Source organism: Pseudomonas sp. Leaf59 (assembly GCF_920984685.1).
GTDB lineage: Bacteria > Pseudomonadota > Gammaproteobacteria > Pseudomonadales > Pseudomonadaceae > Aquipseudomonas.
This window is the reverse complement of record NZ_CAKLBR010000004.1, coordinates 162,333-175,853: the sequence shown is the minus strand read 5'-3', so window position 1 is coordinate 175,853 and position 13,521 is coordinate 162,333. Positions and strand designations below refer to the sequence as shown.

Sequence of the window (13,521 nt, the reverse complement as noted above, 5' to 3'; positions counted from 1 at the left end):
GTGCCGATGATGACGCATTTACCCCACCACACGGTCTCACCGGCTCAGGTGCCCGGCTTGCCTTTACGGGCCGGGCTGGGACTGAAAAGCGAGCACTTCATTGAAGTGCTCGAAACCCGCCCTGACATCGGTTTTTTTGAAGTGCACGCCGAAAACTTCATGGTGGCCGGCGGGCCTTTTCATCACTACCTGGGCTTGATTCGCGAGCACTATCCGCTGTCGTTGCATGGCGTAGGCCTGTCCATCGGCGGCGAAGGCCCGCTCAATTGCGCGCACCTGGCGCGCCTGGCCACGCTGATCGAACGCTATCAACCCCAGTCTTTTTCCGAGCACCTGGCCTGGTCCAGCCATGGCCCGGTGTTCCTCAATGACTTGCTGCCGCTGGCCTACGACAACGCCACCCTGAACCGGGTGTGCGCACATATCGATCAGGTACAAAGCACGCTCAAACGGCCGATGCTGCTGGAAAACCCGTCGACCTACCTGTTGTTCCAGCGTTCTACCCTGGACGAGACCGACTTCATCAGCGAGGTCATCCGCCGCACCGGCTGCGGCCTGCTGCTGGACGTCAACAATGTCTACGTGTCCTGCATCAACCACCAGCGCGATCCGTTGGCCTATATCGACGCTTTGCCCTTGCAGGCGGCGGGCGAGATTCATCTGGCCGGTTTTGCCGAAGACATCGACAGCCTCGGCGACCGGCTGCTGATCGATGATCACGGCGCCCCCATCGACAACGCGGTGTGGCAGTTATACGAGCAGGTGCTGGAGCGCACGGGCCCGGTCGCTACGTTGATCGAGCGCGATAATCAGGTGCCGGCCTTCAACGTGCTGCAGGCCGAGGCGCAGCAGGCCGAACGACATTTATCGCAGGTGACGGCATGAGTACCCAGCACGCGTTTTGCGCCGCCCTGCTCGCCCACGAACCGGGTTGCCCCGAGGGCGTGTTCAGCAGTAACGGCGCCGACCCGGCCAGCCGTTTTGCGGTGTATCGCAATAATGTGCACAGCTCGTTGATCAATGCGCTGGCGACCAGTTACCCAGTGACACGGCAGTTGGTGGGCGATGAATTCTTCCGCGCCATGGCCGGCCTCTACGTGCAGACATGCCCACCCGGCAGCCCCTTGATCAGCGAGTACGGCGGCACGCTGGCGGATTTTATCCAGGCATTTGAGCCGGCCAAAGGCGTGCCTTACCTGGCGGACATCGCAAGACTCGAGCGCCTGCGCGTGCGCGCCTATCACGCAGCAGACATGCCGGCGCTGGATCAACCGCGCATGCTTGAGCAACTCAACGGCCAGTCGCGCCTGCAACTGCACCCGTGCGTCGCCACGCTGCACTCGCCCTACGCAGCCGTGACGATATGGGCCGCCCACCAGACCGAGGGCGCCATCGCCAGCGCAAACCCGTGGCAGGCGCAAGGTGCACTCGTGCTGCGCCACGGGCTGGCGGTCAAGGTCTTCAGTATCGACAGCAGCTCGGTGGCGTTTATCAACAGCCTGCGCCGAGGCAAGGCGCTTGAAACGGCCGTGGAGCATGCCCTCCAAGCCTCAAGCGAATTCGACCTGCATCAATGCCTTGGGCTGTTGATCAGCCACGGCGCCATCACGCATCTGCAACAGAAGGTATCGCCATGAACACATCAGCACCCTGCCCGGTAAAGCGTGCCATTGCCCTGTTCGAACGCATCCCCTACAGCCTGATCGCGTTCCTCGCGCGTTTCTCGATAGCGGCGGTGTTCTGGAAGTCCGGGCAAACCAAGGTTGAAGGCTTTGCCATAGACCTGATCAGCGGCACCTTTGAACTGGGCGCGCCCACACTTGCCGCATCGACCGTGCCGCTGTTTCGCAGTGAATATGCGGTGCCTCTGCTGTCGCCGGAAGTGGCCGCCCCTATGGCGGCGTTCGCCGAGCATCTCTTCCCGGCACTGATCCTCATAGGGTTCGCCACGCGCTTTTCGGCCCTGGCGCTGATCGGCATGACGCTGACTATTCAACTGTTCGTCTACCCCGACGCCTACCCCACACATGGCACCTGGATCGCACTGTTGTTGCTGCTGGTCGCCAAGGGCCCGGGCTGGCTGTCCATCGACCACTTGATCGGCCGTCGCTGCGGTTAAAGGCGATTCAACGCCTCGCCGCCGCGCCTGAACCACTCCACCAGATAATCGGCTAATACCTGAGTGCGCCTCGGCAAGCCACCCTGGTAGGGATGAACCAGGTACATCGGCATGCTCCGCGTCTGGTAATCACGCAGGAGCCAGCGCAATCGTCCGTCAGCCAGTTCCGCCGGCAAGGCGTAGGACGGCAGACGGGCGATACCGGCGCCGACCAACGCGGCTTTCTTCAGCAGGTTGTAGTGGTTGGAGGCAAACGTGCCGCTCACGCGCACCCGCAGTAATTCGTGCTGCTGGTGGTACAGCCATTCCTCCCGGCCGCTGTAGTGGCTGTTGAGCAAACAGGTGTGGGCGGCAAGATCCGCCGGGGTCTGCGGTTCGCCGTACTGCTCGAGGTAGGCGGGGCTGGCGCAGGTCATCTCGTGCCAGGCCAGCAAGGGCCTGGCCACCAGCCGCTCATTTTCGATATCGCCCGCGCGTACCCCCAGGTCAAATCCGTCCCGCGCCAGATCGCGGTAGCTGTTGTTGAGCTCCAACTCGACCTGCACCTGCGGGTATTGCCTGGAAAACTCCAGCAACAGGCCGTCAAAGAAGGTTTCACCCAATGAAACCGGAACCGTCATGCGCACCGGCCCGACCACATCGTCCTTGAGCCGCGCCAATGCCTGACGCGCGCACTCCATCTGCACCACCAACGCCTGCGCCTGGGGCAACAAGGCCACGCCGGCAGCGGTGAGGCTCAGCTTGCGCGTGGTGCGGTGCAACAGCACCACGTCAAATTGTGCTTCCAACTGGCTGATGCGCTTGGACAACTGCCCCTTGCTGCAGCCCAGACGCGCGGCCGCCACGGTAAAGCTGCCCGCTTCGATCAACACGGCAAAGGCCGCCAGGTCATCCATCTCGCTCATGGACTGTTTCCAATTGAAAACCAAAGGTTGCCTATTAGCGCGTTTATCCGTTTCAAAAGCCAGCCTAGACTGGGCCTCCCAACATTTATTTCGACCCAGAGGAACAGCGCGATGAAAATCCTGTTGATAGGCGCCGGCGGCACCATCGGCTCGGCGGTCAAGGCAGAGTTGGCACAACGCCACGAAGTGATTAGCGTCGGCCGCCACAGTGGCGACTTCCAGGCCGATATCAGCGACAGCGCCTCGATCCGTCGACTGTTTGAACACACCGGCACGTTCGACGCACTGGTCTGCGCGGCCGGCAGCGTGAACTTTGTCGCGCTGGGCGACATGAGCGACAGCGATTTTGAACGGGGCCTGCGCGATAAATTGATGGGCCAGGTCAACCTGCTGCTGATCGGTCGCGAGTACGCCAACGATGGCGCCTCGTTCACCTTCACCAGCGGCATCCTCAACCGCGACCCAATCCGCACCGGCGCCTCGGCGGCACTGGTCAACGGTGCACTCGACGCGTTTGTGAAGGCAGCGGCGATCGAGTTGCCACGGGGCCTGCGTGTCAACTCGGTGAGCCCGACGGTATTGGTAGAAGCCATGGACAGCTATGCGCCCTACTTCCGGGGTTTCAAACCGGTCCCGGCGGTCGATGTAGGACTGGCCTACGCCAAGAGTGTTGAAGGCTTGCAGACCGGGCAGACGTTTATCGTAGGTTGAATTCAACGTCTGTAAGAAACACCTGAAGCTCGGCATCGGGCTTGTGATGCAGAGTCAGTCTGCGTAACGTGGCGGCACTTGTCAGGAGACCCGAAAATGCGTGCCGCCCGTACCCTTGCTCTGTGTGCCTTGCTCCCTCTGTTCGCCGCCTGCCAGATGTTCGAGCGGGAGCCTGCGAAACCGTCCACCGTCGGGCTGACCCGCATGCAAGGCGAACTCACGGCAGTGGGCGGCAAGCTGTTGTTCCAGCCATGTCGCGACCAGCGTAACTACGTGGTCAAGGACACCGGCGGCACCAGCATCCTGCAGGAGGCCGCGTCGCTCGCCGGCCAGCAAGGCGCGCTGTTTGCCGACCTGCGCGGCAAGTTTTCCGGGGTGGCCAGCGGCACCCAGGGTGAAGTCGAACTGCAACAGCTTTACCGCGTCGAGCGCTCGACGTCGGCCTGCGATGACCCCGATTTCAAGCGCATGATCCTGCGCGCCAACGGCCACAAGCCGGCCTGGGCACTCAACGTCACTGCCAAGGGCATGGTGCTGGAACGCGAAGGCCAGCCGCCGTTGCCGGTGCCCTATGTTGAAGAGCAACTGGGTGATGGCCGTTTCAACCTGATGACCGAGGCCAATAACCAGCACATCGAACTGTGGGTAGCCCCGCAACGCTGCGTCGACCCGGTCAGCGGCAGCCTGCAACACATGACCGCCGAATTGCGGATCAACGGTCAAGTCCAGCGTGGCTGCGCCGCTTTCGGTGGTTCGCGGGACGACTGATGGGCGCCTGCGCTGTTTTAGCATGACGGGAAACCGTGGTTGGGGCTTATAATCGCCGGTTTGCAAAACAGCCGGCCTGTTTGCCCGCCGCCTACCGGATCCTGTCATGTTACGAATCACCGAACTCAAGCTGCCCATCGACCATCCCGAAGAAGACCTGCGGCCCGCCATCGTGCAGCGCCTGGGGATCGCCAGTGATGACCTGCTCGATTTCACCCTGTTCAAGCGCAGCTACGACGCCCGCAAGAAAACCTCGGAGCTGTGCTTCATTTACACCATCGACCTGAACGTGGTGGGCGAAGCCGCCCTGCTGCTCAAGTTTGCCGATGACCGCAACGTCAACCCGGCACCGGACATCAGCTACAAGGTGGTGGGCCAGGCCCCGCAGGGTTTGACCGAGCGGCCGGTGGTGGTCGGCTTTGGCCCGTGCGGCATCTTTGCCGGGCTGTTGCTGGCACAGATGGGCTTCAAACCGATCATCCTCGAACGCGGCAAGGAAGTGCGCCAGCGCACCAAGGACACCTGGGGCCTGTGGCGCAAAAACGTGCTCAACCCTGAATCCAACGTGCAGTTTGGCGAAGGCGGTGCCGGGACCTTTTCCGACGGCAAGCTCTACAGCCAGATCAAGGACCCGAAATTCCTCGGCCGCAAGGTTTTGCACGAGTTCGTCAAGGCTGGTGCGCCGGAAGAAATTCTCTATGTCAGCAAACCGCACATCGGTACCTTTCGCCTGACCGGCGTGGTGGAAAACATGCGCCAGCAGATCATCGCGCTGGGCGGTGAAGTGCGTTTCGAGCAGCGCGTGACCGACGTGCTGATCGAGGACGGCCAGTTGCACGGCGTGGTCATCGACGGCGGCGAGCAGGTCCTCTCCCGGCACGTGATCCTCGCCCTGGGCCACAGCGCCCGCGACACCTTCCGTATGCTGCATGGTCGTGGCGTGTACATGGAAGCCAAGCCGTTCTCGGTGGGCTTTCGAATCGAACACCCGCAATCGCTGATCGATGCCGCGCGCCTGGGCAAGTACGCCGGGCATCCGAAACTCGGCGCCGCCGACTACAAGCTGGTGTACCACGCCAAAAATGGCCGTTCGGTTTACAGCTTCTGCATGTGCCCAGGGGGCACGGTGGTTGCGGCGACCTCCGAGCCCAATCGCGTGGTCACCAACGGCATGAGCCAATACTCGCGTAACGAGCGCAATGCCAACTCCGGCATCGTGGTCGGTATCACACCGGACGTGGATTACCCGGGCGGTCCGCTGGCAGGCATCGAGTTGCAGGAGCGCCTGGAGTCGCATGCCTATGTGCTCGGCGGCAGCAACTACGAAGCACCGGCGCAACTGGTGGGCGACTTCATCGCGGGCAGACCGTCCACCGCCATCGGCAGCGTGGAGCCCTCCTACAAACCCGGCGTGTCACTGGGCGACCTGGCGCTGGCGCTGCCTGAGTTTGCCATCGAGGCTATTCGCGAAGCATTGCCGGCGTTTGAAAAGCAGATCAAGGGCTACTCGCTGCACGACGCCGTGCTGACCGGGATCGAAACGCGCACCTCGTCGCCACTGCGCATTACCCGTGACGATTCGCTGCAAAGCATGAATGTGAAAGGCCTGTTCCCGGCCGGCGAAGGTGCCGGTTATGCCGGTGGCATCCTGTCGGCCGGCGTTGACGGGATTCGGATTGCCGAGGCGCTGGCACGGGATATGTTGGGTATCGAGGCCTGATTGTGTTGTGGCGAGCGCGCTTGTTGTAGCAATCAGGCCTGTTGTGGCGAGCAGGCTTGTTGTGGCAATCAGGCCTGTTGTGGCGAGCGGGCTTGCCCCGCGTTGGGGTGCGAAGCGCCCCCCATCGAGCAAAACGCGGTGTACCTGATACTGCTCAGAGCCTGGTTCTGGGGCTGCTGCGCACCCCAACGCAGGGCAAGCCTGCTCGCCACAACAAGCCTTCTTGCCACAACAAACGCGCTTGCCACAGGGATGCAGTTGCCTGCGCAGAGTGTGGGTGGTGTCAGATATTGGCGCGCCGGACGCTGTCCGGTAACGGCTCACCCTGTTCCACACTGGCTGCCACAATCGCGATCAGACCTTGCAGTGCGTACCCCTGGGTCGCCAGCCAGGTCTCGTCGTAATAAGTTGTGGCATAACGCTCCCCACCATCACACAAAATAGCCACGATCGAGCCCGACTCCCCCGCCGCTTTCATCTGCTGCGCGGCCATCAGTGCGCCAATCAGGTTGGTCCCGCTGGACCCACCCACCCGGCGCCCAAGCCGCGCCGCCAGGTAGTGCATGGCCGCCAGCGACAGCGCGTCCGGCACCTTGACCATCGCATCAATCACCTTGGGCAGAAACGACGCTTCGACCCGTGGCCGGCCAATGCCTTCGATCCGCGAACCGCAGTCCAGGCGCAATCCGGCATCGCCGCTCAAATAATAGTCGAAGAACACCGAACGCTCGGCATCGGCGCACAACACGCGGGTGCAATGCTGGCGATAACGCACGTAACGCCCCAGCGTCGCGGTGGTGCCACCGGTGCCGGGGCTGGAGATCAGCCAGCTCGGTTCCGGGTGCTGCTCAAAGCGCATCTGCTGGAAGATCGATTCGGCGATGTTGTTGTTGGCACGCCAGTCAGTGGCGCGCTCGGCAAAGGTGAACTGGTCCATGAAGTGCCCGCCGCTTTCCTGCGCCAGCCGTTCGGACTCGGCATAGATCTGCATCGGGTCATCGACCAGATGGCTCTGGCCACCATAGAAGGCAATCTGGGCAATCTTTTCCCGCGACGTAGTGCTCGGCATCACGGCAATGAACGGCAGCCCGAGCAGGCGTGCAAAATAAGCCTCCGACACTGCCGTCGAACCGCTGGAGGCCTCGATCACCGGTGCGCCGGGTTTGAGCCAGCCGTTGCACAGCGCATACAGAAACAGTGACCGCGCCAGCCGGTGCTTGAGGCTGCCGGTGGGGTGGCTGGACTCATCCTTGAAGTACAACTCGATGCCCGGCAGGCCCGGTAATGGCAGAGGAATCAGGTGTGTGTCGGCGCTGCGCTGGAAGTCCGCTTCAATGATGCGAATGGCTTCGCGGGCCCAGGTACGGTGGTCGCTCATCAGGAGGTTCTCAAGGGATTTCAACCAGGATATTAGGGGGTTTCCTACGTATCACACAGATACAGTGACGACTCAATTGGACACACAATTGCTAGGCTCAAGCGCGACCCCGACTCAGTCCCTTTCTTATAACAAATAAGAATATAACTTTTGTTTTAACAACTAACGGTACGGGTTAGGGTAGCCGCCTATTGACTCTGGATTGGAGAGCATCCCTTGCCTCTGCGTAGCTCGTTTACCCGTTTTTTCCAGCTGGAAGCCTCCAGTGGCCTGTTGCTGATCGCGGCCGCCGCCCTGGCGCTGATCATCAACAACTCACCGTTGTCGCACCTGTACGCCGCGTTTCTCGATGTGCCGGTGGTGGCGCAGATCGGCGCGCTGAAAATCGCCAAACCGGCCCTGTTGTGGATCAACGATGGCCTGATGGCCCTGTTCTTCCTGCTGATCGGGCTGGAGGTCAAGCGCGAACTGCTTGACGGCCACCTGTCCAAACCGTCCCAGGTGGTACTGCCGGGCGCAGCCGCCATTGGCGGCATGGTGGTGCCGGCGCTGATCTACTGGGCGATCAACAAGGACTACCCCGCCGCGCTTGCCGGCTGGGCAATCCCCATGGCCACCGACATTGCCTTTGCATTGGGCGTGCTGGCGCTGCTGGGCAAGCGCGTGCCGGTGTCGCTGAAACTGTTCCTGATGACGTTGGCCATCATCGATGACCTGGGGGCGATCATCGTCATTGCGTTGTTCTATTCGGCCGAGCTGTCCAGTGCTGCGCTGGCCGGTGCAGCCGCCTGCCTCGTGGCCCTGATCGCGATGAATCGGCTGGGCGTAGTCAAGCTTGGGCCGTACCTGATCATCGGTCTGATTCTGTGGATCTGCGTGCTCAAAAGCGGCGTGCACGCCACCCTCGCCGGGGTGACGCTGGCGCTTTGTATTCCGCTGCGCACCAAAAATGCCGAAACTTCACCGCTGCTGAGCCTGGAGCACGCGCTGCACCCGTGGGTGGCCTATGCCATCCTGCCGCTGTTCGCCTTCGCCAATGCCGGGGTTTCCCTGACTGGCGTCACCCTCGACAGCTTCACCCACCACGTCCCCATGGGCATTGCAGCCGGCCTGCTGATCGGCAAGACCGTCGGCGTCTTCGGTCTCACCTGGCTGGCCATCAAGACCGGCCTCGCCGCCCTGCCCGCCGGTGCCAACTGGGGCCAGGTATTCGGCGTGGCGATCCTGTGCGGAATCGGTTTCACCATGAGCCTCTTCGTCGGCTCGCTGGCGTTTGTGCCAGGCGCCAGCGAGTTTGCCGGGGAGGATCGAATGGGGATCCTCACCGGGTCGATACTCGCGGCGTGTATTGGTTATGGGGTGACGGCGATGGCGAGTCGCAAGAAGGCCTGACTTTTAGCAGGAGCCGGTGAGCCGGCTCCTGCTTCATCCAATTCCTCCTTCTTTCGCAGTTCCTTCCTACATCCACCCTCCTCGGCTTGCTTTAACGTCGGCACCCGGCTTCTACGCCGGATTTCGTTAAGCACCGCGCCATCGATTACTACCATCCGACCGGGTATGTCTCTCTGGAGAAAATATTGGGAGATACCAAATGACTATGCGATACCACGACCCATCATTGGATCACGATGAAGCAGTACGTTATTTAGCAACGACGGATAGAAGCAAGGTAACGGAGGCATTGATCTCAATTGGGCTGGATGAAATGGACGGAGAGTGGGCACAAAACACGTGCCTCCAGTTTATCGGGCACCCTGACGATGACATCGCATCAGCCGCTATCGTAGCGATAGGTCACATCGCACGTCGATTCGGAGAGATAGACATGACGAAAATCATCCCTGCGTTCGAACAAGCAAGAAGAAGGGGCACCGCCTTATCCGCATCCGTGAATGATGCGATGGATGACATAGAGATGTTTACCTGACGTCCGGAAATAAACGCCGCGGAAAGCATCAGAAACGAAAAAACCCCAACCAGTCACCCGGTTGGGGTTTTGTGTTTCCACGACCGACGTTTAGCGCGTAACGCGGCTGGTGCCATCAACCGTCATGATGCGCACGCGATCACCGATGCGGAAAATTTCATTTTCCTGCACGGCCTGCACGTAAGCGCGGGTGCTGCCGTCGTCTTCGCGAACGGTAATTTCCACACCCTGAGTGCGGGTCAGGCCTTCTTCGGTGGCCGAGCCCAGCAGGCCGCCGGCGACGGCGCCGATGACGGCGGTAACAATGCTGCCACGGCCGCCGCCGATGGCGCTGCCGCCCACGCCGCCGATGACTGCGCCTGCAGCGCCGCCGATTGGGGTCTTGGTGCCTTCGATTTTCACCGGACGCAGGGATTCGATGGTGCCCATGCGAACGGTCTGCACACGACGTGCTTCGTCACGGGAGTACGAGTCGCCGGTCAGACTCGAGGCGCAGCCACCCAGCAGCAACGACAGGGTGGTAAAGCAGGCAACCAGTAAAACGGACTTACGCATAGCATCAACTCCAAAGGACAGGTATTCATTAGACGCTGCCACTTGCCGCCTGTCACGACACGCGCGGCAGAAAATTGCTTTCATTCAGCCAGAGTACAGACTGCCATCACCCGAAAACTCGACGAACGGTTTTCCGTCCCGTTGCGGATAACACTGCAACAACGCTCTTCACCAGTGTAGCCGCACGGCCGAAAGCGCCCGGAATCTGTTGAGTCAAGACCCCAGCGCAGCAGGCATCATTCAAGTCGAGTGACGAAAGGTGACGCTCAGGGCGCCAGGCGCTCGCGTGTCCAGTCGATGCCTTGCAGGCGGTAGTTCAGCCGATCATGCAGGCGGCTGGAGCGGCCTTGCCAGAACTCGATACGCTCCGGCAGCAAGCGATAGCCTCCCCAGTGCTCGGGGCAGTCGGGCTGCGTATCGCTGAAGCGCTCTTCGGTGGCCTTGAGCAGAGCCTGCAGTTCTTCACGGTCACGAATGACCTTGCTCTGCGGAGAAGCCCAGGCCCCCAGCCGGCTGCCCAGGGGACGGACCTGATAATAAGCATCCGACTCCTCGTGCGAAACCTTGACCACCCGCCCCTCGATGCGCACCTGGCGCTCCAGGGTCGGCCAGAAAAAGGTCATGGCCGCGAACGGACGCGCCGCCAGTTGCTCGCCCTTGGCGCTCTGATAGTTGGTAAAGAAGGTAAAGCCCTGCGCATCCAGGCCCTTGAGCAACAGGATGCGGCAGTGCGGGCGACCATCCTCGTCGACCGTGGCCAGGGTCATGGCATTGGCCTCGACCGGGGCCTGCTCGGTGCTCACCGCATCGGCAAACCACTGGCGGAACAAGGCAAACGGCTCGCTCGGGGCGTGGGCCTCGCTCAAACCGTCCCGTGTGTAATCACGGCGCATATCGGCCAGTGCCTGGGTCATGCGGCTTTATCCTTGTGGTTCAACGACTCAGTTTTTCGCCTGATCAGCCGCAGCGGGTGCATCGGCCTTGGCCTTGGCCGGAGCGGTTTTCTTCGCAGCCGGTTTGGCCGGGGCCTTTTTGGCGGCTGGCTTGGCAGCGGCTTTCTTGGTGGCAGCCTTTTTCGCTGGAGCCTTGGCCGCAGGTTTGGCAGCCGGCGCCGGTGCAGGAACATTCTGCACGGCAACCATTTCAGCCACAGGCGGGGTCTTGCCCGAGTTGTACTTGCTCAGCAGCGCCAACATGGTTGTACGCTGCGTGAACATGATTTCCATGCGACGGTTCAGCGCACGGCCCTGGTTGCTGTCGTTGGCCGCACGCGGCATCAGGTCGCCCATGCCGCGCAGCATCAGACGATCCTGCTTCAGGCCGCTGAGGCTGAAGATCGAAGCGATGGACTGTGCACGTTCCTTGGTCAGTGCCTGGCTCGCTGGGGCGGTGCCGGTGGCATCAACGTGACCGAGCACCAGTACGGCTGTTTTGGGATCGGCTTCAACGGCCTTGGCCACCCGAGTGAACGGGCCCAGGGTCACCGGCAGCAGCATGGCCGGACGCTTGGGGTTGTAGGAGCCGTCAACCGGGGCGATCACCACCAGTACATTGTCGCGACGTTCCAGCTGCAGGTTGCTGTCCTTGATCGCTTCACGCAGGCGTGGCTCGTAGTCGTCCAACCAGGCCTGGGTAATTTTCGGGTCAGGCATCTGTACGTTGCTGACGTCGACCTTGGCCAATGGCTTGGGCTTGCTTTCGAACGGCCACCACCAGTGCGTGTCGGTGTCGGTCTTGGCGACGGCAGGCGCAGCGTCCGATGCCGGGGTGGCGGCTTTGACGTCGGCTTTCAGGTCAGCCTTGTCGGCAGCGGCCTTGTCGTCGGCGCTCTTGGCGCCGAACGGCCACCAGTTGAAGCCGCTGTCGGCTTTGGCCGCCGGCACAGGAGCGGCAGCGGTGGCAGGTGCCGGGGCATCTGCAGCGGCCGCTGCGGCTGGCTTGGCGCCCGCAGCTGGCTTGGCGTCCGGCTTGGCGTCGGTTTGGGTCACTGCGTCCTTGGTAGCAGCCTTGTCGGATCCAAATGACCACCAGTGCCCTCCTTCGGCATCATTTTGTGGCGTTTGCGCGCAACCTGTAATAGTGAGGCACAGCGCCAGTGCCAAGGACTTGTTCGATAACATGAGATATCCACACAATGAGAAAAACCGAAGGGTCAGGCTGACCCGTTAAACAGACGCGTACAGAACATTGAAATTACATTATTCCGTCAGCGTCTTCTTATAGTCGCATTTGTAACAAAAAATTGTGAAACGGCAAGCGGTTTACAGACAATCGGCCAATATTCCGACCAACTTCTGTGCACGCGGGTCCATAAGTACGTAGGGACCTAATGTATTAGTCACGAAACCAAATGCAACATCATGCTCCGGGTCGGCAAACCCCACCGAACCACCCGCGCCAGGGTGCCCGAACGCACGCGGGCCAAGGCCAAAAGTGGCATTGGGCAGTTGCGGCTGATCCAGCATGCAGCCCAGGCCGAAGCGTGTTTGGGTCAATAATGTTTTATCCGGCCCGACACTGTGTTCGCGGGTCAATTCTTCGAGCATGTCGGCTTCCAGCAAACTACCGTCGAGCAAGCCACTATAAAAACCCGCCAGACTGCGCGCATTACCGTGACCATTAGCCGCCGGCTGCTGCATGCGTCGCCACTCGGGTTTATTAGTGCTGGTCAGAATGGATGGAGGATTGGCAAAGGCGCGTGTCGTCATGGCCGCCGGTTCACGCATCATTACTTGCAATAAACGTTGTGCGGCCGCGTCGCCCATAGTGCCTTTACTGCGCGCTATATGGGCAACACGATAAAACTCTTCATCTGCCAAGCCGATATGAAAGTCCAGGCCCAATGGCCGTGCAACCCGTGCCACGATGGACTCCCCCGGCCCACGCCCATCGGCGCGACGCAGCAGCTCACCGACCAGCCAGCCGTAGGTAATCGCCTCATAGCCATGGCCCTGGCCCGGCGTCCACCACGGGGCCTCGGCCGCCAGGGTATCGACCATCAGTTGCCAGTCATAGAGCGCCTCGGCGGGCAGCATCTCGCGGATCGCCGGCAACCCGGCCTGATGGCAGAGCAGTTGGCGCAGGGTGATGGCTTGCTTGCCGGCAGCGGCAAATTCAGGCCAGTAGTTGGCCACTGGCGCATCCAGCCGCAGCTTGCCCTCGGCCACCAGTTGCAGGGCCGCAACCGCCGTAAAAGTCTTGGTGCAGGAGAACAGGTTGACGAGGGTGTCGCTGTGCCAGGCCTCGGCCCCGTCCTTGTCGGCGGTGCCGGCCCACAGGTCGACGACCGTTTCGCCACCGATCTGGATGCAGAGCCCGGCACCACGCTCCTGCGGGTCATCGAACAACGCGGCAAACGCTTCGCGCACGGCTTCAAACTGGAGCGCGTAATGACCCTGAACCTGCACCGAAGCCCCCTCGGAAAACGCCGTTAAAAGT

General features: G+C 61.5%; 14 protein-coding genes. 8 read left to right on the top strand and 6 right to left on the bottom strand.

Translation table 11 applies throughout. The annotated features are described in order from the left end of the window. Nucleotides 1-6 precede the first annotated feature (6 nt). From bufB to LUB09_RS06060, 3 genes are read left to right on the top strand one after another with little or no spacing between them, the layout of a single operon-like run. On the top strand, nucleotides 7-885 hold the full coding sequence (gene bufB, locus LUB09_RS06070; RefSeq protein WP_231422017.1) for an MNIO family bufferin maturase: 879 nt from the start codon (nucleotides 7-9) through the stop codon (nucleotides 883-885). Further along, nucleotides 882-1,637: an HvfC/BufC N-terminal domain-containing protein gene (locus tag LUB09_RS06065; RefSeq protein ID WP_231422015.1), complete on the top strand. Its 756-nt coding sequence runs from the start codon at nucleotides 882-884 to the stop codon at nucleotides 1,635-1,637. Before bufB ends, LUB09_RS06065 begins: the two co-directional genes overlap by 4 nt. After that, complete coding sequence (locus LUB09_RS06060; RefSeq protein ID WP_209989657.1) at nucleotides 1,634-2,119, top strand: DoxX family protein; 486 nt, start codon at nucleotides 1,634-1,636, stop codon at nucleotides 2,117-2,119. The genes LUB09_RS06065 and LUB09_RS06060 overlap by 4 nt, the downstream gene beginning before the upstream one ends. Here the strand turns inward: LUB09_RS06060 and LUB09_RS06055 are convergent. Continuing rightward, nucleotides 2,116-3,024, bottom strand: a complete 909-nt coding sequence (locus LUB09_RS06055) for a LysR family transcriptional regulator (protein ID WP_231422013.1) — start codon at nucleotides 3,022-3,024, stop codon at nucleotides 2,116-2,118. The two genes, LUB09_RS06060 and LUB09_RS06055, sit on opposite strands and share 4 nt — an antisense overlap. Before the next feature lie 111 nt (nucleotides 3,025-3,135). Between LUB09_RS06055 and LUB09_RS06050 the strand changes: the two genes are divergently transcribed. The 3 genes from LUB09_RS06050 to LUB09_RS06040 all read left to right on the top strand — a co-directional run bounded on the left by LUB09_RS06050 (nucleotide 3,136) and on the right by LUB09_RS06040 (nucleotide 6,223). Then, on the top strand, nucleotides 3,136-3,735 hold the full coding sequence (locus tag LUB09_RS06050) for a short chain dehydrogenase (protein ID WP_209989651.1): 600 nt from the start codon (nucleotides 3,136-3,138) through the stop codon (nucleotides 3,733-3,735). Nucleotides 3,736-3,831: 96 nt separating this feature from the next. Continuing rightward, nucleotides 3,832-4,503, top strand: coding sequence for a COG3650 family protein (locus tag LUB09_RS06045; RefSeq protein WP_209989648.1), 672 nt, complete (start codon nucleotides 3,832-3,834; stop codon nucleotides 4,501-4,503). A 106-nt stretch (nucleotides 4,504-4,609) separates the two neighbouring features. After that, a complete protein-coding gene (locus LUB09_RS06040) occupies nucleotides 4,610-6,223 on the top strand; it encodes an NAD(P)/FAD-dependent oxidoreductase (RefSeq protein ID WP_209989645.1) in 1,614 nt (537 codons plus the stop codon). Nucleotides 6,224-6,506: 283 nt separating this feature from the next. Here LUB09_RS06040 and LUB09_RS06035 read toward each other — a convergent pair whose 3' ends face one another. Next, entirely contained in the window at nucleotides 6,507-7,604 is a 1,098-nt protein-coding gene (locus LUB09_RS06035) for a PLP-dependent cysteine synthase family protein (protein ID WP_209990718.1), read from the bottom strand. A gap of 213 nt (nucleotides 7,605-7,817) precedes the next feature. Here LUB09_RS06035 and nhaA point away from each other — a divergent pair, with 213 nt between their 5' ends. Continuing rightward, on the top strand, nucleotides 7,818-8,993 hold the full coding sequence (nhaA, locus tag LUB09_RS06030; RefSeq protein WP_231422011.1) for a Na+/H+ antiporter NhaA: 1,176 nt from the start codon (nucleotides 7,818-7,820) through the stop codon (nucleotides 8,991-8,993). A 199-nt stretch (nucleotides 8,994-9,192) separates the two neighbouring features. Then, on the top strand, nucleotides 9,193-9,528 hold the full coding sequence (locus LUB09_RS06025; RefSeq protein ID WP_209989639.1) for a hypothetical protein: 336 nt from the start codon (nucleotides 9,193-9,195) through the stop codon (nucleotides 9,526-9,528). Nucleotides 9,529-9,618: 90 nt separating this feature from the next. On the opposite strand, the gene LUB09_RS06020 is transcribed toward LUB09_RS06025, so the two are convergent. From LUB09_RS06020 to LUB09_RS06005, 4 genes are all read right to left on the bottom strand, one after another. Beyond that, nucleotides 9,619-10,083 carry a glycine zipper 2TM domain-containing protein gene (locus LUB09_RS06020; RefSeq protein WP_003231137.1) on the bottom strand — a complete coding sequence of 155 codons (465 nt, stop codon included), beginning with the start codon at nucleotides 10,081-10,083 and terminating at the stop codon, nucleotides 9,619-9,621. Between the two features lie 266 nt (nucleotides 10,084-10,349). Further along, nucleotides 10,350-10,997 (bottom strand): pyridoxamine 5'-phosphate oxidase, encoded by a 648-nt coding sequence (gene pdxH, locus LUB09_RS06015; protein WP_209989636.1) that lies wholly within the window; start codon nucleotides 10,995-10,997, stop codon nucleotides 10,350-10,352. A gap of 27 nt (nucleotides 10,998-11,024) precedes the next feature. Beyond that, nucleotides 11,025-12,203, bottom strand: coding sequence for an OmpA family protein (locus LUB09_RS06010; RefSeq protein ID WP_231422009.1), 1,179 nt, complete (start codon nucleotides 12,201-12,203; stop codon nucleotides 11,025-11,027). 141 nt (nucleotides 12,204-12,344) lie between these two features. Next, on the bottom strand, nucleotides 12,345-13,490 hold the full coding sequence (locus LUB09_RS06005) for a serine hydrolase domain-containing protein (RefSeq protein WP_231422146.1): 1,146 nt from the start codon (nucleotides 13,488-13,490) through the stop codon (nucleotides 12,345-12,347). Between the last annotated feature and the right edge of the window lie 31 nt (nucleotides 13,491-13,521).

Excerpts from the sequence above, each read along its gene's own strand:
- LUB09_RS06065 (WP_231422015.1), top strand. The coding sequence starts at position 882 with ATGAGTACCCAGCACGCGTTTTGCGCCGCCCTGCTCGCCCACGAACCG.
- pdxH (WP_209989636.1), bottom strand. The coding sequence starts at position 10,997 with ATGACCCAGGCACTGGCCGATATGCGCCGTGATTACACACGGGACGGT.
- LUB09_RS06055 (WP_231422013.1), bottom strand. The coding sequence starts at position 3,024 with ATGAGCGAGATGGATGACCTGGCGGCCTTTGCCGTGTTGATCGAAGCG.
- LUB09_RS06040 (WP_209989645.1), top strand. The coding sequence starts at position 4,610 with ATGTTACGAATCACCGAACTCAAGCTGCCCATCGACCATCCCGAAGAA.
- LUB09_RS06045 (WP_209989648.1), top strand. The coding sequence starts at position 3,832 with ATGCGTGCCGCCCGTACCCTTGCTCTGTGTGCCTTGCTCCCTCTGTTC.
- bufB (WP_231422017.1), top strand. The coding sequence starts at position 7 with ATGATGACGCATTTACCCCACCACACGGTCTCACCGGCTCAGGTGCCC.
- LUB09_RS06020 (WP_003231137.1), bottom strand. The coding sequence starts at position 10,083 with ATGCGTAAGTCCGTTTTACTGGTTGCCTGCTTTACCACCCTGTCGTTG.
- LUB09_RS06025 (WP_209989639.1), top strand. The coding sequence starts at position 9,193 with ATGACTATGCGATACCACGACCCATCATTGGATCACGATGAAGCAGTA.
- LUB09_RS06060 (WP_209989657.1), top strand. The coding sequence starts at position 1,634 with ATGAACACATCAGCACCCTGCCCGGTAAAGCGTGCCATTGCCCTGTTC.
- LUB09_RS06050 (WP_209989651.1), top strand. The coding sequence starts at position 3,136 with ATGAAAATCCTGTTGATAGGCGCCGGCGGCACCATCGGCTCGGCGGTC.
- LUB09_RS06010 (WP_231422009.1), bottom strand. The coding sequence starts at position 12,203 with ATGTTATCGAACAAGTCCTTGGCACTGGCGCTGTGCCTCACTATTACA.